Below are 22,645 nucleotides of genomic sequence, written 5' to 3' on the forward strand. Positions count from 1 at the left end.
TGCCCCGCTTGACGATCTGTTCATTGAACAGTTCGCGGGTGGGAAGCTACGCTCTAGGGAGTACTCGTTCATGGCGCCACCCAATGCCACCCCTGCCAGCTTTCTCTGGCATGATTATGAGACATTTGGTGCCGATCCGCGTCGTGATCGGCCCGCGCAGTTTGCCGCAATACGCACGGATGCCGAGCTGAATGAAATCGGCGATCCTGTCGAACTTTATTGCAAACCCGCCGATGACTATCTGCCCCATCCTGCTGCTTGCCTAATTACTGGCATTACACCGCAGAAAGCTCAGCGTAAAGGGGTTCCTGAAGCTGAATTTGCCCGGCACGTGCAGGCCTATATGAGTGAGCCAGGCACCTGTGTTGTAGGCTACAACAGCTTGCGCTTTGATGATGAAGTCTCTCGCCATCTGTTTTACCGTAATCTGCTCGACCCTTATGCTCGTGAATGGCAAAACGGTAACTCCCGCTGGGATCTTATCGATGTGGTGCGCGCGTTTTATGCGCTGCGCCCCGAAGGCATCGAGTGGCCGCAACGTGACGATGGGGCGCCTAGTTTCAAGCTTGAGCACTTAACTGCTGCCAATGGCATCGCTCATGAAGGTGCTCATGATGCAGTCGCCGACGTGCGTGCCACGATTGCGCTGGCACGCTTATTAAAAGCGCGTAATCAAAAGTTGTTTGATTATCTGCTGGGTCTGCGTGGCAAACGCGCCGTGGCCAAGCTGCTTGATCTGCCTAGCGCCAAGCCATTGCTACATATTTCACGTCGCTATCCTGCCAGCCGTGGCTGCAGCGCGTTGGTGATGCCGTTGGCTGAGCATCCGACCAATCCAAATGGCGTTATTGTCTACGACCTCAGCGTGGATCCCAGTGACCTGCTGACCATGAGTGCTGAGCGAATCCGTGAGCGGGTATTTGTCAGTCAACAGGATCTGTCTGAGGGCGAGGTACGCATTCCGCTCAAAGTCATTCATATTAATCGCTGTCCGGTGATCTTTCCGGCGACGGCATTAAAAGAGGTGGATGGTCCGCGTAAGGGCGAGTACGGCGCGATTGTTGAGCGGCTAGGCATTGATATAAATGCTTGCCGCAGCCATTGGAAAACCCTGCGTGAGTCCAGTGGTGTGGCGCAAAAAGTGGCAGAGGTGTTTAACGCTGGCTACGAAGACGTGCCTCAGGATCCTGATCTCATGCTTTATTCAGGCGGCTTTTTCTCTGCCGCTGATCGCCAGCAAATGGAGCGGGCACTGGCGATGGATCCTTGGGATTTGGTGGGGCAACGTTTCGCGTTCCAAGACCCACGCTTGGAGGAGATGTTGTTTCGCTGCCGTGCTCGCAGTTATCCAGACACGCTGGAAGGCGAGGAGCGAGAGCAGTGGGAGGCGTATCGGTGGATGCGTATCAACGATCCAGCCTTGTCAGGCTTTACCCTTAAAGCGTTTGCGCGGGAAATTGAGCGCTATAATCAACAGACGCTTTCAGACCATGAGCGGCAGGTGCTTGAAGAGTTGGTAATGTACGTTGAGGCGATGATGCCAGCTCAGGCATTTGATGCCTGAGCTGCTTCATACTGGGTGACTAGTGCTTAATGACTAGTGGATGTCGGTAAGAGCGAATGCGCATCACGATAAGGTGTAATATTGCTGGGTGCATCGCCTGGATCGTAGCGAATGTCCAGTTGGTGTGACTGCAGTGTAGGCCATAATGCCTGTAATGCTTCCACGTTAACGTCTAGCACCAGCGCTGCCAGCTGTTCGCGGCGATCAAATACCACCTCTTGTAGTGCAGTCGCCCGCCAATAGCGATTTGCCATGCCTTGCAGGCTGGTGTCGCGCTGACGAAGACGGTCATGTACTGCTTGTCGGTGGGCAGCTAATTCGTCATCGGTTAGCGCCGCAAGGCGTTCGCCTGCTGCCGCTTTAAAGGCGTCCATGCGCTTGGCAATCGTATCGCTTTTGACATCCGGCGACTGAACAACGAAGGCAATCCCAGGTGCTTCAAGTAGCGGAGAGTAACCCGCGTTGACGATATAACCCAACTGCTCTTCGGTTCGTAGCTGCTGATAAAAAGGCGTATCAAGCCACTGGGCCAACACGCTAATCAGAGCTTGCTCTTCGACAGTTTGATTGCGCCCCTGAAGGTAGCGTAAGACCAACGACTCTTCACGGGTACTGTGTGGGTGAAGTATTTCGGAGTCGTCACCGACGGCGAGGGGGTGAAGGGTTGGAATATCCTCTCGGGTCAGCCTGGGTGTGAGGGCTCCTCGTATTAGACTGGCCTGCTCCTTGGCTAGGGTTGCATCAAGGTTGCCGACAGCCATGGCATCGATATAAAGCGCATCTAAAAACCGTTTGCGGAAATTTTCTAAGTGCTGACGCTCCATGCGATGGCTGGCATCAAGCAGCTCTGTGGTAGACCACTGGGGCGTCAGCAAGGCTTCGCCCAGGGCGCGGCTGGCCTGCCCATAAAGCGATGATTGTGGCGCGTTACGCCACTCTCGTTGCAGCTGATAGCGTACACGCTCAAAGGCGCTTGGGGAGATGTCAGCGTGCTTCAGTTGCTCAATCGCCTGCTCAATCAGTGGCGTTTGACCGTCACGCCAGCCAGAGAACGATAGTGTTATGCCACGAGCGTGTGCATAAGCGCTGAACGATTGCCCAGCAAGCCAGGCAGGATAAAGCGACTCATTTAAGCTGTCATTTAACCAGCTTGCCAGCAGGCGTGTGAGCACGGCTTCTTCCGGCGAATAGCTAGCACTCGGGTGCTGCAGACTGACACGCCATTCAACGCTAGGAGTGTTAAAGCGGCTATCCAGCATATGCCACGCAGTAAAGGTGGGGGCTTCGACCAAGGTGGTGGGGCGCTCATCCTGCCCTGAATGAAGCGTTAAATCGCTGGCGATAAAGGGGTTCGGTTCAGGTAGTGCTAAGCCACCTAATGCGAGACCAGCTTGCATTGGCAGCTGCTCTCTCCATTGGGTATTAAACCAAGGAGAAATCGTGTCGCTCTCAATGTCCGGTGCTGAGTAGAAGCGCAGCATATTATCCGGTGTCAGGGCGTCGAGATATACCTGCTGGCGTTCACTGTCCATGCCGTCCATGCGATAGGGGGCATACTGAACATCTTCGACTGGGTAGCGAGAAAGGCTCATCGCCAAACGAGTTGCTTCTTGCTGAGGCGCGCCGTGTTGTTGAAAGCGAAACGCTTGTTCGCTCAGGTTTTTTTGCTCCTCATAACGCCATTCCGCTAACCCTTCTTCGCGAATCTGTTCAATCGCAGCAAACAGCGTGGCCTCAATATCATCCAGTCGTTCGGCCCCCCTGGGGGTCAAGCTGATGGATATCGTAAATAGTGCTTCGTTGCCATCACCGCGGCCGACACCCGCCGAAAGTGCATCGGCAAGGCCCGCTTCGCGCAGTACTGCCAGCAGGCTACCGTCGCCCTCATCCCCTAGCAGGTGAGAGATCAGCTGGGTTGGCTTGGTACGGTATTCATCGATGGGGTCTGGAATTGGGAAGTAGAACCGCAGCTGGCGACGGTCTTGCAACGATTGGCGCTCGATGTAGCGGGGGAGTGTTTCTCTGTCCACTAAGGGAACATCAATGGTGGGGGCACTGAGGCCGTTATCAGGAATGTCGGCAAAGCGCTCAACCACCCATGTTTCCAGGGTGTCTAGTGACTGAGGGGCAACGATTGCCAAGTTCATGACGTTGGCATCGTAATAGCGGTGGTAAAAGTCGATGACGCGCTCTCTCAGCGTGGCTTCCCCCTCGGGCGGGTTGGCGAGCGTTTCACGGCTACCTACGGCAAAACCCGTTGTTGGGTTAGCTGGGTTTAAGAGCTGATTCAGAACGTCATTTTCACGTCGTGACTCGTCACGAATACGAGCCATGTACTCCGAATGAACAATATTGCGCTCGCTTTCTAACTGGTCGGCGTTGAACAGCGGTGACAGAAAGAATTCACTGAAGCGATCCAGGGCACCTGGCAGTGCGGATGGCTCGATGTCAAAAAAGTAGTTAGTGTCTTGCTGTGCGGTAAAGGCGTTATGCGAGCCAGCATTGTCGGAAATAAAGCCTTGATACGCGTCTGACTGGGGGTATGGCTCCGTTCCTAGGAACAGCATGTGCTCTAAAAAGTGAGCCAAGCCCTGTAGGTCGTCAGGATCCTGGGCGCTACCGACACGTACATTCATTGAGGCCGCTGCTTTATCGGCTTCGGGGTCGCTCACTAGCAAGGCTTGGAGGCCGTTGTCCAGGGTTAATACGCGGTAGTCGCGGCTATCAAAGGGACTGATGGTGGGGGTGATAACGTCTGCTACGGGGTTGTCGTGTGCAAAAGTACTGGATGCAACACACCAGCTCATGCTGATCGCTAGGCCAGTAATGGCCCGCCGCGTAGCGAGATGAGTAGACATAGGTTCTTTAGGTCGCAACATTACGGCTCCTGTGGCACAGCCCAGCGCAGCATTGGCCCTACTGGGTGAGCGCAAGACGATGACTGATAGGCAGGGTTATTAACATGTTTTGATACCGGAAAAGCGCCCAACAGTTCCAAAGGTGCTGGCATTAAAAGTTGATTTAGAGCGCTAAGCTCGGTGGTGGGGTCTAGCCAACGTGACAGAGCCTCGGGCGCTATCACTACGGGCAGGCGGTCGGTCAGCGATGAAAGGCAGGCATTGGCGGGCACGCTAATCAGCGCTGTCGAGTCGGTAAAGCTGGTCAGCGTTGTGTGGTAACGGCACCATAAAGCGCCCAATAGCAAGGGGCCTCGGTTAACCTGAGTGACTAAATAGGGCTGTTTGCTACGGAACTGTTCTTTCCATATATAAAACCCGCTCACCGGAATGACGCAACGTCGAGCGCTAAATGCTTCGTTAAACATCGCGCGTTTACCCAATGTTTCGGCGCGTGCGCAGTGGGGAGCGTGGTCTAATACCTTGAGCCATGGAGGAGTCAGCCCCCAAAATAATGATTGAAGCCGTAAGCGGCCCTGCTCAAGCCGTATCGCCGAGATAGGCTGTCGGGGCGCTAAGTTAGGCGATTCGATTAATGGTTCAGCATCATTAAGCGAGGGCACAAGGCGTGATAGCGTGAGGCGTTGCACGTGTAGGCGTCCCGTCATGCCAGTCTCCTTGTACAAAATAGGTGCGGCGATTGTGTAAAATGGCGGGATGATGTAGCAATACGTGAAATGACGCGTTTTTGTGTCGAAAACAGTGTTCGATATAATGTATCCTATCGTATCCCTTGCTCACGCTAAAGCGCGGTGAGGCATTCTTTCCTGTTTGCCGATGACCTGAAGAGATCGCCATGGCCCGTCCTAGACAGCATGCGCCCGATGCCCTGCACGCGCAGGTCATGCACGCTTGTGATGAATGGTTGGCTAAACAGCCAGTCCATGGTTTATCACTACGTGCCCTGGCCAGAGAAGTGGGCTGCGCGCCAAGTACACTGCTTAAACTATATGGCAGCTTTAATAACTTATTACAGTACGTCAACGTTGAAACGCTGGCGCGCTTGCAGCATACCATCACTAGCCTGGAAGAAGACGACCCCGAACCCTGGCTACGCTCGTTGGCACACGCTTATTGGCGATTTGCAGAGCAAGACTGCTATCGCTGGCAGTTACTCTTTGATTACCCACTGGCCCAGGAGGGTGAGCTCGATCAGCGTCAAAGTGACCTAATCGAAGCGCTGTTCACCCAAGTGGAAACATCGCTCAAACAGTATCAGCCAGCGCTTGATGATATGGAGGCGCGTCGTCTTGGGCGCACTCTATGGGGAAGCGTGCATGGCTTGGTGCAGCTTGGCTTGAATGAGCGATTGGGTTATTGGCAAGGACAGCAGCTAAAAGTCGATGAACTGTTGGATCAATTGATGAGTACTGTTTTAGCGGGATTACGCCACCGGGAGGTGGTGACGTGACATGGTGGCTGAAAATGGTTCGCTGCTTACTGCGTCGCGTGATCTATGTGGTTATGCGTGTGTGCTACCGGTTTTCCGTTCACGGTCAAGGCTACTTGCCTAAACGTGGTGCAGCGCTGGTGGTCTGTAATCATGTCAGTTTTATGGATGCGCTGGTATTAGGCGGCGGCAGCCCCAGGCCGCTACGATTTGTAATGGATCAGCCTATTTTCGAATCCCCTTGGCTAAAGTGGTGGTTCCAGCTTGTGGGTGCTATTCCCATTGAGTCAGAACGGCATAGCCCAGGCGCCCTACGCCGCACGTTAGATGATATTAGTGACGCGCTTCGTCAAGGCGATGTTGTCATGGTGTTCCCAGAAGGGCGCTTGACGCCTGATGGTGAAATTCATGCCTTCCGGCGCGGCCTTGAGTCTATCCTTGCCCGTGATAATGTGCCGGTGGTGCCAGCTGGCTTGGCAGGGCTATGGGGCTCCTGGACGTCCCACTACGGTGGTAAGGCATTAAAGAAATGGCCATCTCGCTTTCGAGCGCCCGTTAGCTTGCATTTTGGCCCTCCGATAACTGCTCAGGAAATTGAAGGGGTCGCCCTGAGGCGCTATCTGGAAGCCCGAGTGAGGGCGCTAAAGGCGGCTGGCGATAGTGAGATTGCCCACCGCTAGAGGCGGGCTGGCAGGATTCATCGGCGAGGTAGACGCAGCTTTTGCCAGCAGCGTGCAGAGGTGATCAAGTTGTCGCGGATCTCTAAAATCTCCATCCGCGTATTGCCAATCTGCAGGCAGGCGGGCCCTTCCGGAAACGCCTCCAAGTGCTCGAGGATTAAGCCATTCAGGGTTTTGGGGCCATCGGTGGGCAGCTGCCAGCCAAGCATTTTGTTGATTTCACGAATGTTGGCAGTACCTTCGATAACATGGCTACCGTCATCTTGCTGATGAATCTCTTCGTCTTCTGAAACATCGGTGGTGAACTCCCCGACAATCTCCTCAAGAATATCCTCTAGCGTTACTAAGCCTTCTACGTCGCCGTACTCATCAACCACAATACCAATGCGCCGCTTCTGCTTTTGGAAGTTCAGCAGTTGTGTATGCAGCGGTGTGGATTCTGGAATGAAATACGGTTCCCGCGCTTCTTGGACAATTGCAGCCTTGGTGACTTCGCTACGCGATAAAAAGCGCGCCGCATTGCGTAGATGCAGCATGCCGATAATGTTGTTGATGTCGCCTTTGTATACCGGTAGACGAGTATGTTGGCTAGTGCGGATTTGGGTCAGAATGTCTTCAAGGGAGTCATCCAGGTCAATGCCTAGAACTTCGTGCCTGGGCACCATGATGTCGTTAACCGTCACGTTTTCTAGGTCAAGAATTGACAGTAGCATAGCCCGGTGGCGATAGGGGATAAGCGTGCCTGCTTCGTGAACCACCGTGCGTAACTCGTCCCGGGTAAGGCTGTCGCCACCGTTCTCAACGCTCTTAACGCCCATTAGGCGCAGCAGACCATTAGAGATAACGTTGACTAGCCATACCAGCGGGTACAGGATTTTTAGCAGCGGTTCCAGGCCCAGTGAGGCTGGGTAGGCGATGCGTTCTGGTTTGATGGCTGCGTAAGTTTTTGGCGTGACTTCTGCAAAAATCAAAATCGTAATCGTTAGTAGAGCCGTTGAGATAGCCGGACCGGAGACATCGCCAAAAAAGTGAATAGCGATAATAGTGGCAATCGATGCTGCAAGATTATTGACGAAATTATTGCCAATCAGAATAACGCCAATCAGGCGGTCAGGACGCGTTAGAAGGCGCATGACACGCTTGGCGCGCCGGTCACCGCTGTTAGCTTGGTGACTTAGTCGATAGCGGTTTATCGACATCATGCCTGTTTCAGAGCTAGAGAAACAGGCAGACAGCAGTATCAAAATGGCTAGCAGGCCGAACAGTAACCCCAGGGGGAAGTCGTCGCTCAAGTCGAATGTTCCTTTGTGACGTATCAGGCTCGATTTGTAGGAGTATGAAGGTGGCGTGTCAAGGCCATCAAGCATAAGGCTAATTATATCAAGGCCCGCATCGCTATCTTTACACGCTTAGCGACTAAGTAAAATTTCTAATACAAATTTGCTGCCAAAATACGCAAGTAGCAGTAAGGCACTACCGCCTAATGTCCAGCGTACGGCGCGCATGCCGCGCCATCCAAAACGGTACCGACCAATCAGTAGCGTAGTGAAAATGACCCACGCCCCCAGCGAAAGCACCGTTTTATGTGCCAAGTGTTGAGCAAATAAATTATCCAGGAAAATAAGGCCGCTGATAATCGAGAGTGTCAGCAGCAGAACGCCTGCCCACACTAATTCGAACAGCACTCTTTCCATGGTGGTCAGTGGGGGAAGCGACTGTACGATGCCACGGATGTGATGATGTCGCAGCGCTTGATTTTGCAGACCGACAAGAATGGCTTGAACCGCAGCTATCGCAAGCACTGCAAAGGCCAGCGCAGAGCTGACGGCATGCAGAAAGATGCCAGGCGTTAAGCCGCTTTGGCTACCTTGGCTTGGTAACCACGTCGCAAAAATCAAGGCGATGCCGGCTAGTGGAAAAAGAACAATGCCGGCATTAAGCACAGGCTTAAACAGACTGGCCACTAGCACGACATTGACAGCAACTGCCATGAGTAGCGTGGCACTGGTAGTAAACCCAGGTAGTAAGCCTGGGGCGGCGCCGACCAGCTTGACGACCACCGGAATATGCAGCAATAGCCCTAGAGCGCCAAGTAGCCGAACCATGCCTTGGCGAGGTGGGACGCGGCGGAATAAAGTCATGCCCTGCCAAATGGCGGCGGCAACATAAAATATAAAAGCAATCGTGGCGAAAGGGAGCGCCTGCATGATGCTATCCGTGCGCTAGCAGCGCGTTGTCGTGAAAACAAGGTTATGAAAACAGTGATGTAACATCGATCACTCTAAGTACTCTCTACTATAACCAATCAGAGCGGCGTCGCACAGCCATCGATAACCAACGCTAACGCCCATGGAGACTCGCGCGACGAGCGCGTATAATCATTTTCACATTCGTCCGGTGAGTTCTCCCGGCGACAGCGACGGAGGCAGAGGCCCCATGTTTCAGAATCTGAGTGAGCGTCTTTCCCAGACGCTGAAGTCGATCAAAGGCCAAGCGCGGCTAACTGACGACAATATTAAAGACACCCTGCGCGAAGTGCGTAAAGCGCTGTTAGAAGCCGATGTGGCGCTGCCTGTAGTGAAGGCGTTCATTGAACGTGTTCGCGAACGCGCCGTGGGTCAGGAAGTCTCGAAGAGTCTTTCACCAGGCCAGCAGTTCGTCAAAATCGTCCAGCAAGAGCTGGAAGCGATTATGGGCGAAGCCAATGAAGGCCTATCCCTAAAAGGCTCACCTGCAGTCGTGTTGATGGCAGGCCTTCAGGGGGCGGGTAAAACCACCTCGGTTGCCAAGCTAGCGCGTTACCTGCGCGAACGTGAAAAGAAAAAAGTGCTGGTGGTCTCTGCCGACGTTTATCGTCCGGCGGCGATTGATCAGCTAGAGACGCTGGCAAAAGAAGTGCAGGTTGATTTCTTTCCGTCTCGTTCCGATCAAAAGCCGGTAGATATTGCCACGGCGGCGATCAAGCACGCCAAAATTCAGTTCCATGATGTCGTATTAGTCGATACCGCTGGGCGGCTTGCCATCGACGAAGCGATGATGGCCGAAATCCAGGCACTGCATAAGGCCATTTCGCCGGAAGAAACGCTGTTTGTGGTAGATGCCATGACCGGCCAGGATGCGGTGAATACGGCGAAAGCATTTCACGATGCGCTACCGCTGACCGGGGTGATTCTCACCAAGGCCGACGGTGACGCCCGTGGTGGTGCGGCACTTTCGGTACGCCATATTACGGGCAAACCCATCAAGTTCATGGGGGTGGGTGAGAAAGTAGACGCTCTTGAGCCTTTCCACCCAGACCGCGTGGCATCGCGAATCCTGGGTATGGGCGACATGCTGTCGCTGATTGAAGAAGCCGAACGTACGGTTGATAAAGACAAAGCCACCAAGTTGGCTAGTAAGGTCAAGAAAGGTGATGGTTTTGATCTGGAAGACTTCCGTGACCAGCTTCAGCAGCTCAAGAAAATGGGCGGTATGGGTGGCTTGCTTGGCAAGTTGCCCGGCATGGGGCAAATGGCAGAAATGGCCCAAGGCCCCGGCCCGGAGAAAGAGCTTGGCAAATTGGAAGCGTTGATTAACTCGATGACGCCGAAAGAGCGCCGTAAGCCCGATATTATCAACGGCTCGCGCAAACGCCGAATTGCAACGGGGGCTGGTCTGCAAGTGCCTGACCTTAATCGTCTGCTGAAACAGCATAAACAGATGCAGAAAATGATGAAAAAGGCGGGCAAAAAAGGCGGCATGCAGAAAATGATGCGTGGCATGTCTGGCATGATGGGCGGCGGCGGGCCGGGTGGTCCTGGCGGCCCTGGTGGTATGGGTGGTATGGGTGGCCCCGGCGGGCTGCCGTGGCGTTAAGTGATTGGCGGCAGCGCTGCAAAATGCTTGGCAAGGTTGACGGCCTGTGAGTTTTCTGGCTGTCAGGCTTTCCAAGCAGAGCGCATTTGCGTAGAATGCGGCCTCTTCATGCGTGGGTGTTGGCAAAAAATGCGCAAGCATCGCCTAGACGCACGCCAGTGAAGACCTTAAGGGTACGCTGAAAATCACTGATTAGTCTGCCGTACCAAGAAAACAGTATGAAGAGTGTTCTGTTGGCGAACTGCGCTATTCCACACTCTCGTAACCTCAACCGAAGGATAGTTATCGTATGGTTACCATTCGTTTGGCACGTGGTGGCGCCAAAAAGCGTCCCTTTTATCACCTGACTGTTACCGATTCGCGTAACGCCCGTGATGGCCGTTTCATCGAGCGTATCGGCTTCTTTAACCCGGTTGCCCGTGGTCAAGAAGAGCGTCTGCGCGTTGATCTGGATCGCGTTACTCACTGGCAGAGCCAAGGCGCCCAGTTGTCTGGCCGTGTTGCTGAGCTGGTTAAAGAAGCGCGTAAACAGGCGTAAGTCTGTTAGAGCTTGATAGTGGTTGATGTTGTTGTTGGAATTGTTACCGTTGGAGCTGTCGTCGATGACGCGTTTTGAAACTAGCCATACAGACGACACTCATGTGGTGCTGGGTAAGTTAACCAGTCCTCACGGAATCCAAGGTTGGCTTAAGGTCTATTCCTACACCAATCCTATGGACAGCATCATAGAGTACCCCGAATGGTGGGTGCGCCAGGGGAACTCCCTAACGCGCATGACCGTTGTTCAGGGACGTCGGCAAGGCAAAGGTCTTGTGGTGCAGCTGAAAGGTATTGATGATCGAACGGCAGCCGAAGCGCTGGCGCAAACGGACATTTTAATGCCCAAAGAAGCACTGCCTACGCTTTCCGACGACGAGTATTACTGGCATGAGCTTGAAGGCTTAACGGTTTTCACTCAGTCAGGCGAGCGGTTAGGGCAGGTTAGTTACCTGTTTGAAACCGGCGCGAACGATGTCATGGTGGTGCGCGGTGATAACGACGCAATCGATAAGCGTGAGCGGCTGCTACCTTTCTTGCCTGATGATGTGATTGTTGAAATCAGTCTCGAAGATGGCCGTATGGTCGTGAATTGGGATCCTGAGTTTTGAAAACAGGATTGAGTAAGCAGTTGTTGAGCGAGCTCAAGGTCACTGATTCAACCGTTACTGCAGTAGACGGTGAAGAAGGCAGCCAGATGGATGCTCCCGCGATGTGGATTGGCGTGGTATCGCTGTTTCCAGAAATGTTCGATGCAATTACCCAGCAAGGTGTCGTTGGTCGGGCCGTAGAGAAGCAGCGAATTGCCCTGGAGTTTTGGAATCCGCGCGATTATGCCACAGACCGCCACCGCAGCGTGGACGATCGTCCTTACGGCGGCGGCCCCGGCATGCTGATGAAGGTAGACACCCTGCGTGCTGCTATCTTTGATGCTCGGCAACGAGCAGAGCAAGCGACCGGACAATCGCCTACCGTGATCTATCTCTCGCCCCAGGGGCGTAAGTTGGATCAGCAGGGAGTTCAAACGCTTGCCTCAGCAGGCCCACTCGTAGTGGTCGCTGGGCGCTATGAAGGCATTGATGAGCGCGTGGTGGAGAGTGACATTGATGAAGAGTGGTCAATTGGTGACTATGTGCTGAGCGGCGGTGAGTTGCCAGCAATGGTGCTAATTGACGCGGCGGCACGGCTGGTTCCCGGTGTATTGGGCCACCAGGATTCCGCTATCGAAGACTCGTTTAATGATGGCTTGTTAGACTGTCCGCACTATACCCGTCCTGAGACAATCGACGGGCGACAAGTACCTGATGTGTTGCTAAGTGGCAATCATGCGGCCATCAAGCGCTGGCGGTTAAAACAGTCGTTAGGCCGTACATGGCAGCGCCGTCCTGATCTATTGGCAGGACGCACACTGGACGCCGAGCAACAGCGGCTTCTAGACGAGTTTATCGAGGAACACGCTCTGTCAGCGAAGTAGGTTTTAAACTACATAGCCCAGAGCGGCGGTGCAGGACGAATAAGGCAGGCAGTCTACTAGAAGCCTACGTACCTGCGTCACCCATAACGACTCCCGCGAGGCTCGCTTCGAGCGCCGGGATCACGGTTTGCCCCTTCCACAACTGCGTGGCAAGCCATTACGTTATTCAGGAGTATGAAAATGAGCAGCAAGAACAAGGTGATCCAGGCGATCGAATCTGAGCAAATGGGTAAAGAGATTCCTGCCTTTGCACCGGGCGACACCATTGTCGTTCAGGTTAAAGTAAAGGAAGGTACTCGTGAGCGTCTGCAGGCATTTGAAGGTGTGGTCATCGGTAAGCGTAACCGTGGCCTGAACTCCGCTTTTACCGTGCGTAAAATTTCTCACGGTGTTGGTGTTGAGCGTACTTTCCAGACCTACAGCCCGCTGGTTGACTCTATTGAAGTCAAGCGTCGCGGTGACGTTCGTCAAGCCAAGCTGTACTACCTGCGCGAGCGCAGCGGCAAGTCAGCGCGTATCAAGGAAAAGCTGGCTTAACTGCCACTTTTTCACGGGCGCTTCGCGCTCGGATACCAAGACCCCGTCACCGCTCTGCGGGGCGGGGTTTTTGTTTGTCGTGTGTCACTGTCATGAGACCGTTAGCCTATGAACGTGATTGATGCCTTTTTAGATGCACTTTGGCTTGAGCAAGGGGCAAGCGATCATACGCTAGCGGCCTACCGTCGCGATTTAACGGCCTGGCAGCAACAGCTCGAAAAAGTGGAAGAAACGCTATTAACGCCGTCGCCAGAACGTTTTAGCGAGTGGTTAGCATCGCGCCGTGAGCAGGGCTATCAACTGCGCAGTAATGCACGCTTACTCTCATCGCTGCGTAGCTTTTATCGCTGGGCAAGGCTCTATGGGCACATTGCTAATGACCCGTTAGCCAGTGTGGCCTTGCCAAAAGTACGGCCCAGTTTGCCCAATACGCTGGAAGAAGAGGAAATAGAGCGGCTACTGCTTGCCCCCGATGTCAGCACCTCGCTGGGGGTACGTGACCGCACGATGCTTGAGCTACTGTATGCCTGTGGGTTACGTGTGTCGGAGCTTGTTGGGTTGACCGGCGATGCAGTAAACCTGCGTCAAGGCGTTGTTCGGGTGCGCGGCAAAGGTGATAAAGACCGGCTGGTACCCATGGGAGAGGAGGCTGTCGAGTGGCTAGAGCGTTACCTGAAAACGGCTCGTCCTGCACTGATGCAAGATCCTACGCGTCCCGCGCTGTTTCCTGGCCGAGCAGATAAAGCGATGACTCGGCAGACGTTCTGGCACCGCATTAAAGCCCACGCAATCACCGCAGGGATTACGCGCCCCTTATCGCCTCATACGTTGCGTCACGCGTTTGCGACCCATTTATTGAATCATGGTGCTAATTTGCGGGTCGTACAGCTGTTGTTAGGTCATAGCGACCTATCTACAACGCAAATTTATACGCATGTTGCCCAGGCGCGCCTGGAGCAATTGCATGCCGATCATCATCCGCGAGGTTGAAGAGACAATGCATCAACGTATGTCTTTAGTTGCTAAATCCTGTGTTCCTTGGCTGGCGTTGGCGGGCTTACTGCCCGCTGTTGCCAGTGCGGATGCTGTGTCCGAACGTTTAGCGGAAAGTTTACAAGTTAACGGCCAGTCAATGCCGGTAGAGCAGGTAAGCGCCACGCCGATGGACGGGCTATACCACGTTCGCTTAGAAAACGGGGAATCCTTTTACTCCAATGCCGATGGCAGCCATTTTTTAATAGGAGACCTTTACCAAAACACAGATAATGGCTTAGTCAACTTGACGGAACAGGGACGCAATCAAGAAAGAGCCGATGCACTGGCCGCCGTGCCGGACAGCGAGCGCGTCATCTTTAGAGGAATGAAGTCGCCAAAAGCGACGATTGTGGTGTTCACTGACCCTAGTTGCCCCTACTGTGTGCGCTTGCACGAAGCGATACCAGAGCTTAACGAACGTGATATAGCCGTGCATTATATGGCATTTCCGCGTGCGGGCATGGGCAGCAACGCGGCGACATCGTTAGAGCGAGTGTGGTGCTCAGAAAACCGCAGTGAAGCGATGAACCAAGTCAAGCAAGGGCAGGAATTGACCACGACGGCAAGCTGCGATAACCCTGTTGCCGACCAGTTTGAATTAGGTAAATTATTAGGGGTTCAGGGCACGCCTGCCATTGTATTACCTAATGGTCAATTGGTACCGGGATTTGTACCCCCCGACCGGCTCGTTGGCATGTTAGGCTTAGAAGACGAATAACGTCACGGGAAGTGACGAACGATAGCGCTGAGACACTGATTTAAGAAGTGGCACCCAGGGTGCCCATCACGAAAGGGGAAGTATTTTGAAACCGGTAAGAGTAGGCATTTGTGGGTTAGGTACAGTCGGTGGCGGCACGTTCAACGTGTTAACGCGTAATGCGGATGATATTAGTCGTCGTGCGGGCCGCCCGATTGTGATTGAGCAGGTTGCCCACCGCAGTATTCATCCCGACTGCGATATTACCGGCATTAACGCGACCTCTGATGTGTTTGAGGTAGCTAACAACCCTAACGTGGATGTGTTGGTAGAGTTGATCGGTGGCTACGATATTGCTCGTGAACTGGTGCTAACTGCCATCGAAAACGGTAAGCATGTGGTCACCGCCAATAAAGCGTTGATTGCTGTTCATGGCAATGAAATTTTCCGAGCGGCCCATGAAAAGGGCGTCATTGTTGCCTTTGAAGCGGCTGTTGCTGGCGGAATCCCAGTGATTAAATCGCTACGCGAAGGTCTTGGTGCCAACCGTATCGAGTGGGTTGCGGGCATCATTAACGGCACCGGCAACTACATCCTCACTCACATGCGTGATGAAGGCCGCGCCTTTGAAGACGTGTTGGCCGAAGCCCAGGCACTAGGTTACGCAGAGTCTGACCCTACCTTCGATGTGGAAGGTATCGATGCCGCTCATAAATTGACTATTCTGGCATCAATTGCCTATGGGGTGCCGCTGCAGTTTGATAAAGCCTTCACCGAAGGTATTTCTCGCATTACTGCTGAAGACGTCGAGCAAGCTGATAACCTGGGCTACGTGATTAAGCATTTGGGCATCTCGAAACGGACTGACCAAGGGCTGGAACTGCGGGTTCACCCGACGTTGATTCCCAAAGAGCGCCTGCTGGCGAATGTGCACGGCGTTAAAAATGCGATTGCTGTGATGGGCGATGCGGTTGGCCCAACGCTCTACTACGGTGCAGGTGCAGGTGCTGAACCAACGGCTTCCGCTGTCGTTGCCGACCTTCTTGATGTTGCCCGTGATATCGCCACCGACCATCACTATCGGGTGCCTTACCTAGCGTTTAGCGGCATCGACGACGATTCAAGTCAATTGCCGATTATGCCGATGGAAGACATCACCACGGCCTATTATCTGCGCCTGCTGGCGGTGGACCGCCCGGGTGTATTGGCGCGTGTTGCCACCATTCTGGCGGAGCAGGGCATCTCTATTGAGGCGCTGATCCAGAAAGAGGCTACCGAAGGCGAGCTGGTGCCGATCATTTTGCTGACTCACCGCACCAAAGAGAAGCAGATGAACGATGCTATTCGTGAGATCGAGTCCATGGCGGATATTGCTGGCCCTGTTACCCGTATTCGCGTTGAAAGCCTGAGCGAGGGAGAGTAACCCATGCGTTATGTCAGTACGCGCGGGCAAGCGCCCGCGCTCTCCTTCGAAGAAGTTGTGTTAACCGGCATGGCAAGCGACGGCGGGCTCTACGTGCCGGAAACACTGCCCGAGTTCTCCAAGGAAGAGCTGGCCAGTATGTCAGGTCTTTCCTATGCTGAGATTGCTTTTCGGGTCATGAAGCCGTTTGTAAACGGCGAAATTGACGACGACACTTTTCGCCGTTTGGTAACAGAAGCCTACGCCACGTTCAATCATGACGCCGTTGTACCGCTGAAGCAGCTGGATGCAAGCCACTTTTTGCTAGAGCAGTTCCACGGCCCAACGCTGGCGTTTAAAGATGTCGCGCTGCAGTTGCTGGGGCGCCTGCTGGACCACTTCCTGAAAAAGCGTGGCGAGCGTGCCGTGATTATGGGCGCGACGTCTGGGGATACCGGGTCGGCGGCGATTGAAGGCTGTCGCCACTGCGACAACCTCGATATTTTTATTCTGCATCCGCATAATCGCGTATCAGAAGTCCAGCGCCGCCAGATGACCTCGGTGCTAGCCAACAACGTTTTCAATATTGCGATTGAAGGCAACTTTGATGATGCCCAAGCAATGGTCAAGGCAAGCTTTGCTAATCAGGATTTCCTGAAGGGCACGCGCTTAGTGGCGGTGAACTCGATCAACTGGGCGCGCATCATGGCGCAGATCGTGTATTACATTGCTGCTGGCGTTGCGTTGGGTGCGCCTCAGCGGGAAGTGAGCTTCTGCGTTCCGTCGGCTAACTTTGGTAACGTCTTCGCAGGCTATATGGCGTTTAAGATGGGCTTGCCGGTAAAGCAGTTCATTATTGCCACCAATGCCAACGACATTCTGCATCGCACGCTTGCCGCCAACGACTTCTCTAAGAAAGAGTTGGCAGCGACCCTTGCGCCTTCAATGGACATTGTTGTTTCGTCAAACTTTGAGCGTTTGCTGTTTGATGCTTACGACCGCGATGGGGCTGCTGTGGCGGCGCTGCTAGAACGCTTCCAGCAAGAGCCTACGGCGCTTGCTGATGCACCGCTGGCCAAGTTGCGCGAAAAATTCGCCAGCCACAGCGTTGACGATGCGACCATTCTGGAAGTCATTCGTGAAGCCCATCACCGTACTGGGGAGATTCTTGACCCTCATACGGCTACCGGTTATCGCGCTGCCGAGCGCGCACGAGTGGATACCACAACGCCAGTCATTACGTTGGCCACCGCGCATCCAGCGAAGTTTGCTGAAGCCGTGGTTAAGGCGGGCTTCCAAGGCGTGCCGTTACCCACTCATATGGATGACCTGCTGGAGCGTGAAGAGCGTTACACAGTGCTGCCAGCTGAGCTGAGTGCCGTGCAGCAGTTCGTCGCTGACAATCGGCGCTGAGGCGTCATGGCCGACGAACCAACACCCACGCAAAATGCCAACCAGCCACGCTTAGAGCCTCGTCCACTGGACGAGGCTGTCTATTTGCGTGCCCAAGCGGAAGGTTTAAGCGAGCTACAAGCGCGGCTATTGGCCTCACGCTTGCCGGGCTACACGGCGCAACTCGCACCGCTGGTTGCGCCGAGCTTACGTTACTTGGCGCACCCAGAAAAACTAGCCGATGGCCGCCGCGCCGCTGAACGTATCGCCCAGGCAGTGGCAGAAAGGGAATCCATCGGCATTCTCACCGACTACGACGTGGATGGTATTACCTCCCATGTGGTGATTCGGCGCACGTTGGCGGAGCTGTTTGGCGTACCCGAACACAAATTACATAGTTTGATTGGTCACCGTATTCACGATGGCTATGGTATTAGTCTGCCGCTGGTGGAGCGCACGCTTGGTTTAAAGCCGCTGCCCACCCTGGTGATTACCGCTGACTGCGGTAGTTCAGATGAGCCACGCATTGCACGCTTAAAAGCCGCCGGTATTGATGTGGTGGTTAGCGACCACCATGCGCTGCCGTTGGAAGGCCCGCCGCCTTCCGCCTACGCCTGTGTTAACCCGACGCGTAGTGATTGTGACTATCCCGATAAAACCATCGCGGGGTGTATGGTGGCGTGGCTTCTGATGTCGCTTGCCCGTGGCGTATTGGTTGAATGGGGTGTGTTGCCTGACGCGACACCTAAGCTGTCGCCGTGGCTTTCTTACGTCGCGCTGGGCACCGTGGCGGACTGTGTTTCCTTGGGCGGTAGCCCAGCCAACCGTGCAGTGGTTAGCTACGGGTTAACACTGATCAATCGCATGGATGCTGCCTGTTGGCGCGCCATGGCTGCGCGGCTCGGCGCAGATAGCGTGCCGTTTAACGCCGAAACGCTGGCGTTCCAAATGGGGCCAAGAATTAACGCCCGCTCGCGGCTGGATGATCCCTACGCGGCGCTGCACTTTATGCTGGCGGAAAGCGACAGTGTCGCCAATCGCCAGCTAGAGGTGCTCGACCAGGACAATCAGTCCCGCAAGGCGATTGAGGCGGACATGGCAGAAGAGGCACGTACGCTTGCTGCTCCTGCGCTGGAAGCCAATGAGCCTGCGGTGGTGGTGCTGCTAGAAGACGGCCACCCAGGCGTACAGGGAATTGTCGCTTCACGGTTAGTGCAGGCCTATGGTCGCCCCGCGTTGGTGCTGACCCGAGCCGCGGCGCCTAATATGTTGACCGGCTCTGGCCGCTCGATTGATGGTCTGCACCTGAGGGATGCGTTGCAACGCACCTTTGAGCTGGCCCCCGAGGCGTTACCACGCTTTGGCGGCCACAGTGGGGCGGCCGGTGTCGGCATACCAAGAGAGCAGCTAGCGGCCTTTAAAGCTGCATTTTTACAGGCAGTTGGCGAGCAGCTGGGCGATACGCCGCTTTACCCACGGCTGTGGACGGATGGTGAGCTTTCCACGGCCCAGCTGTCTTTGGTAACGCTTACCGAGGTCGAAGCTCTTGGCCCTTACGGGCGTGAATTTGACCCGCCGCTGTTTGAAGGGCGCTTTATTGTTGAAGCGCTACGCCCCGTAGGTGCTGAAGGTTCACACTTAATGATGGAGCTTTCTATGGGCGCGGTGACCAGCAAAGCGATTTGGTTCCGAGCGCTAACCCCTGGGGAGCTACCCTCGTTTAGCGTGGGCGATACGCTGCACTGCGCCTATAAGCTCAATCGTAACCGCTGGCGAGGTCGAGAGTCATTGCAGTTGATGGTTGAGCACGCCAGCCCCGTCTAATCCCGCATTCGTTAATATTCACCCCGTTGTGTTGGGCTCAATGCGTTGCCCATCCATCAAGGACGCCATCATGCCTGTAGATAATCCAATCAAAGATCCGCACCAGCCTTATGAAGACGTAATGGCGATGTTGTTGGGTACGTTTTTTGTGGCGCTAGGCGTGGCCTTATATACCCACGCAGTGCTCATTACTGGCAGCACTGCAGGGATGGCGCTGCTATTGAATTACATTACTGGGTGGGGGTTTGGCATTTGGTTTTTCGCGATTAACCTGCCTTTTTACTATCTGGCGGTGAAACGGATGGGGTGGGGGTTTACGCTGCGTACCTTTGCCGCTATTGGCCTTGTGTCGCTATTTTCCGAACTAACCCAAGGCTGGGTGCAGTTTGCCAGCGTACCATCGCTATATGCCGCGTTGATGGGCGGCGCGCTGATGGGGATTGGTATGCTAATGCTGTTTCGTCACCGTACCAGCCTGGGGGGCATCAATATTCTGGCGCTTTACCTGCAAGAAAAGCACGGCCTGCGGGCAGGCTATGTGCAGCTGGGTATCGATGCGCTAATTTTACTGGTAGCGCTTACCCAGCTACCGCTAGACCGAGTGGGCTACTCGGTGCTGGGGGCGCTCACGCTGAACTTGATCATTGCTCTTAACCACAAGCCAGGGCGCTATATTGGGGTTAGCTAAAAGACTCTAATTAAGGCTGATAATCAGGAATTCTAGAGCAAAGGCGGGTACGGTAGTGTTACTGCGTCAAGTATCTGCGCGCGAGGCACCTCCACGTTATTTGTTACGGTCACTCAAAACGCCCCGCGTATGTTGTCTGGCCGATGCCCATATCGAACATACACGGCTAGTAAGGAAGGCCTTAAAAGCGCCTTCCAGGAATGCGTATCTCAAGCAGGGCGCGGATAATGGATTCAAGCAACGCAGAAGTAACCGCAAAACAATCAGATGATAATCAGCGGCTGGCTGACGCATTGAAGCGAGTGCAATGTCTGGAGCCGCCGGTCAAGGTAAAGCCTGTTGCAGAAAATAAAGGCATCATGCACCGCATGCGTCGAGCACAGCACGATTTGCTTTCTGTCTGGCGTGAGAAGGACTACTCAATACGTACCTCGCGTATGAAGCTGCTGAATCAGGATTATGTGCTATGCAACAGCCCTGATACGGTGCGCCGAGTATTCCTTGAGCAGCATGACAACTACGATCGCAAAAGCCCGCAAATGCGGCGTGCGCTGACTCCCTTACTTGATGATGGGCTGTTTGTCAGCGACGGCGATTTGTGGCGTCAGCGCCGACGCCAATGTGCTCCATCGCTAACCAACGCTTTGTTGCCTGGTTTTTGTACCATCATGACTGCCTCGGCTGATGAGACTGCTAAACGATGGGCCGAGCATCCACAGGATGCGCCCATCGATATGCTTACCGAGATGGCTCACTTGACGGCGCGTATTATTGGCCGAACGATTTTTGGGGATGATACAACGGACGAAGAGGCGGAGCAGGTGGTAGCTGGTTTTACCGAGTATCAGCATCATTCTGAGCATTTGGATATGGCTAACATGCTGGGTTTGCCCTTTTTGAGTTTGCTAGGCAATCCGCTGCGAAGGGCGCGTACGCGTTACTCAGCAAAACAAGTGCATGAAATTATTGACCGAATTATTGATCGCCATACGCAAAGATCAGGGCAGGGGCAGCACAGCCTAGTAGATAGCTTTATGGCGTCTATGAAAGATAGCGAAGACAGTGGCTGCCCGATGGGGCGCAAAGCTGTGCGTAATGAAGCGATTGTCATGTTTATGGCGGGACATGAAACGACCGCCAACGCACTGGCATGGTGCTGGTACTTACTCGATTATGATCGAGAGGTTATGGCGCTGCTGCAGCAAGAGCTTGATAACGTCCTCGGTGGAAGAACGCCATGCTACGAAGATGTTGCCAAACTGCCCTATACAATGGCGGTATTTGAGGAAGCCATGCGGCTTTATCCGCCGGTGCCCATGCTAAGTCGCCAAGCGCGAGGTGCTGATCAGATTCGTAATCGTGAGGTGCGCCCAGGTACTGTCTTGCTCGTCTCCCCATGGCTGATGCATCGGCATCGCAAATTATGGGAAGCGCCAAATCATTTTGTTCCCGAGCGCTTTTTGCCCAAGGTGCCTCGTCCAGATAAATTTACCTATCTCCCTTTCAGTGTAGGGCCCCGTGTTTGTTTGGGAAAACGCTTCGGACTATACGAGGGGGTGCTCTGCTTGGCGACATTGGCTCAACATTTCACGCCAACGTTGCTACCTGACCATCAGGTGACGATTGAGTGCCGACTTACGTTGCGTCCCCAAGGGGGGCTGCCTATGAAGTTGCAACCACGGAAACCCAATGACAAGACCTGCCATTAATCGTGACGCGGTGCTAGCAGCTGTAATGCAGGGGCTACCGGTGTCGGCTGTCTCAGCCCTGGGGGCACGATTAGGAAGGCGCTATGCCAAGAAAGCCTGGAATAGGCAGGCACGTTGGGTCGAGCGCCTGGTGGGCAATCTTGAGTTTCTGAATGATCGAACGCTGGAAACCGGTGAGCGCCGAGAACTGCTGATGGCTTATGGGGAGCAGATGGGGCGTGTTTATGCCGAGATCCCTGTTCTACCGCGGTTAGTGCGTAGCCCTAAATTTCATATCGTCAATGCAGAGGCTATTCAGTCACTGTCGGGGCCTTGCCTCATCGTTACTCCGCACCTGGCTAACTGGGAAACCGGTTTAGCTTTCTTGGGGCGAGCACTGGATTCGCTATATATACTTTACGAGCCAAGAGAAACCGAGGCACGTATGGCGCTGGCCATGCGTGCACGGCAGACGATAATGCCCCATGCCCGCTTTATCTCAACGGTACAGCCTCAGCCCATGCGGCAATTGATGACAGCTCTGTCGCAGGGAGCCAGCGTGTCAATCATGCCTGATGAACCGGGGCCTAATGGACATATACCAGCGTTTGGGAAAGAGCCATTGGCGCGGGGAAACCGTTGGATGGCCGCTAGGCTGGCTGCTAGTCAAGGTGCGCAAATCTTACCGTTATGCGTGACGCGGCACCAAGGCGCTGAGATGACGTTGACGGTACACTCCCCGTTACCGAGGGAGCCTCGTTTGACCAGTCGGGAGCAGGCTATCAACTATTCTGAGCAAATGGATGCATTGTTCGAAACCTGGATACGCCAAGCGCCAACGGATTGGTATTGGTTGAAAGATGTACGACTGTATTAGCGCTATGAGGGGGGCATTCGTATTGACGACTCCCTCGCGAGATACTTT

General features: G+C 54.3%; 20 protein-coding genes. 16 read left to right on the plus strand and 4 right to left on the minus strand.

Translation table 11 applies throughout. The features are described from left to right. Positions 1–70 precede the first annotated feature (70 nt). Entirely contained in the window at positions 71–1,564 is a 1,494-nt protein-coding gene (gene sbcB, locus HZS79_RS14315) for an exodeoxyribonuclease I (RefSeq protein WP_179928200.1), read from the plus strand. Between the two features lie 26 nt (positions 1,565–1,590). Here sbcB and HZS79_RS14320 read toward each other — a convergent pair whose 3' ends face one another. After that, a complete protein-coding gene (locus HZS79_RS14320) occupies positions 1,591–4,443 on the minus strand; it encodes an insulinase family protein (protein ID WP_179928201.1) in 2,853 nt (950 codons plus the stop codon). Continuing rightward, positions 4,443–5,129 (minus strand): SOS response-associated peptidase, encoded by a 687-nt coding sequence (locus tag HZS79_RS14325; protein WP_162219677.1) that lies wholly within the window; start codon positions 5,127–5,129, stop codon positions 4,443–4,445. Before HZS79_RS14325 ends, HZS79_RS14320 begins: the two co-directional genes overlap by 1 nt. A gap of 188 nt (positions 5,130–5,317) precedes the next feature. Between HZS79_RS14325 and HZS79_RS14330 the strand changes: the two genes are divergently transcribed. Both HZS79_RS14330 and HZS79_RS14335 read left to right on the plus strand, forming a co-directional pair. Next, positions 5,318–5,932: a TetR/AcrR family transcriptional regulator gene (locus tag HZS79_RS14330; protein WP_162219678.1), complete on the plus strand. Its 615-nt coding sequence runs from the start codon at positions 5,318–5,320 to the stop codon at positions 5,930–5,932. Further along, positions 5,929–6,591: a 1-acyl-sn-glycerol-3-phosphate acyltransferase gene (locus HZS79_RS14335; RefSeq protein ID WP_162219679.1), complete on the plus strand. Its 663-nt coding sequence runs from the start codon at positions 5,929–5,931 to the stop codon at positions 6,589–6,591. The genes HZS79_RS14330 and HZS79_RS14335 overlap by 4 nt, the downstream gene beginning before the upstream one ends. Positions 6,592–6,608: 17 nt before the next feature. On the opposite strand, the gene HZS79_RS14340 is transcribed toward HZS79_RS14335, so the two are convergent. After that, positions 6,609–7,883, minus strand: coding sequence for an HlyC/CorC family transporter (locus HZS79_RS14340; RefSeq protein ID WP_162219680.1), 1,275 nt, complete (start codon positions 7,881–7,883; stop codon positions 6,609–6,611). Positions 7,884–8,000: 117 nt separating this feature from the next. Then, positions 8,001–8,798, minus strand: a complete 798-nt coding sequence (locus tag HZS79_RS14345; RefSeq protein WP_179928202.1) for a cytochrome C assembly family protein — start codon at positions 8,796–8,798, stop codon at positions 8,001–8,003. A gap of 229 nt (positions 8,799–9,027) precedes the next feature. Here HZS79_RS14345 and ffh point away from each other — a divergent pair, with 229 nt between their 5' ends. The 13 genes from ffh to HZS79_RS14410 all read left to right on the plus strand — a co-directional run bounded on the left by ffh (position 9,028) and on the right by HZS79_RS14410 (position 22,597). Next, the gene (ffh, locus tag HZS79_RS14350) at positions 9,028–10,446 is read left to right on the plus strand and encodes a signal recognition particle protein (protein WP_179928203.1); all 1,419 of its coding nucleotides are present in this window, start codon (positions 9,028–9,030) and stop codon (positions 10,444–10,446) included. Between the two features lie 289 nt (positions 10,447–10,735). Then, a complete protein-coding gene (gene rpsP, locus HZS79_RS14355) occupies positions 10,736–10,984 on the plus strand; it encodes a 30S ribosomal protein S16 (protein WP_009098555.1) in 249 nt (82 codons plus the stop codon). 64 nt (positions 10,985–11,048) lie between these two features. Next, on the plus strand, positions 11,049–11,594 hold the full coding sequence (gene rimM / locus HZS79_RS14360; protein ID WP_162219807.1) for a ribosome maturation factor RimM: 546 nt from the start codon (positions 11,049–11,051) through the stop codon (positions 11,592–11,594). A gap of 101 nt (positions 11,595–11,695) precedes the next feature. Next, the gene (gene trmD, locus HZS79_RS14365) at positions 11,696–12,457 is read left to right on the plus strand and encodes a tRNA (guanosine(37)-N1)-methyltransferase TrmD (RefSeq protein ID WP_179928270.1); all 762 of its coding nucleotides are present in this window, start codon (positions 11,696–11,698) and stop codon (positions 12,455–12,457) included. A gap of 180 nt (positions 12,458–12,637) precedes the next feature. Next, positions 12,638–12,994, plus strand: coding sequence for a 50S ribosomal protein L19 (rplS, locus tag HZS79_RS14370; protein WP_009724084.1), 357 nt, complete (start codon positions 12,638–12,640; stop codon positions 12,992–12,994). A gap of 108 nt (positions 12,995–13,102) precedes the next feature. Next, positions 13,103–13,984 (plus strand): site-specific tyrosine recombinase XerD, encoded by an 882-nt coding sequence (gene xerD / locus HZS79_RS14375; RefSeq protein ID WP_179928204.1) that lies wholly within the window; start codon positions 13,103–13,105, stop codon positions 13,982–13,984. Continuing rightward, a complete protein-coding gene (locus HZS79_RS14380; protein ID WP_179928205.1) occupies positions 13,959–14,747 on the plus strand; it encodes a DsbC family protein in 789 nt (262 codons plus the stop codon). Before xerD ends, HZS79_RS14380 begins: the two co-directional genes overlap by 26 nt. Positions 14,748–14,832: 85 nt before the next feature. Continuing rightward, positions 14,833–16,149 carry a homoserine dehydrogenase gene (locus HZS79_RS14385; protein ID WP_162219804.1) on the plus strand — a complete coding sequence of 439 codons (1,317 nt, stop codon included), beginning with the start codon at positions 14,833–14,835 and terminating at the stop codon, positions 16,147–16,149. 3 nt (positions 16,150–16,152) lie between these two features. Beyond that, positions 16,153–17,541, plus strand: coding sequence for a threonine synthase (gene thrC / locus HZS79_RS14390; RefSeq protein ID WP_162219803.1), 1,389 nt, complete (start codon positions 16,153–16,155; stop codon positions 17,539–17,541). 6 nt (positions 17,542–17,547) lie between these two features. Then, a complete protein-coding gene (locus HZS79_RS14395) occupies positions 17,548–19,344 on the plus strand; it encodes a single-stranded-DNA-specific exonuclease RecJ (protein ID WP_179928206.1) in 1,797 nt (598 codons plus the stop codon). Positions 19,345–19,414: 70 nt separating this feature from the next. Then, positions 19,415–20,032 (plus strand): YitT family protein, encoded by a 618-nt coding sequence (locus HZS79_RS14400; protein WP_162219801.1) that lies wholly within the window; start codon positions 19,415–19,417, stop codon positions 20,030–20,032. Positions 20,033–20,259: 227 nt separating this feature from the next. Next, positions 20,260–21,741, plus strand: a complete 1,482-nt coding sequence (locus tag HZS79_RS14405) for a cytochrome P450 (RefSeq protein ID WP_162219800.1) — start codon at positions 20,260–20,262, stop codon at positions 21,739–21,741. Then, positions 21,722–22,597 (plus strand): lysophospholipid acyltransferase family protein, encoded by an 876-nt coding sequence (locus HZS79_RS14410; RefSeq protein ID WP_162219799.1) that lies wholly within the window; start codon positions 21,722–21,724, stop codon positions 22,595–22,597. The genes HZS79_RS14405 and HZS79_RS14410 overlap by 20 nt, the downstream gene beginning before the upstream one ends. Positions 22,598–22,645: the final 48 nt, after the last annotated feature.

It is taken from the genome of Vreelandella zhaodongensis, from assembly GCF_013415115.1.
In the GTDB taxonomy this organism is placed as follows: domain Bacteria; phylum Pseudomonadota; class Gammaproteobacteria; order Pseudomonadales; family Halomonadaceae; genus Vreelandella; species Vreelandella zhaodongensis.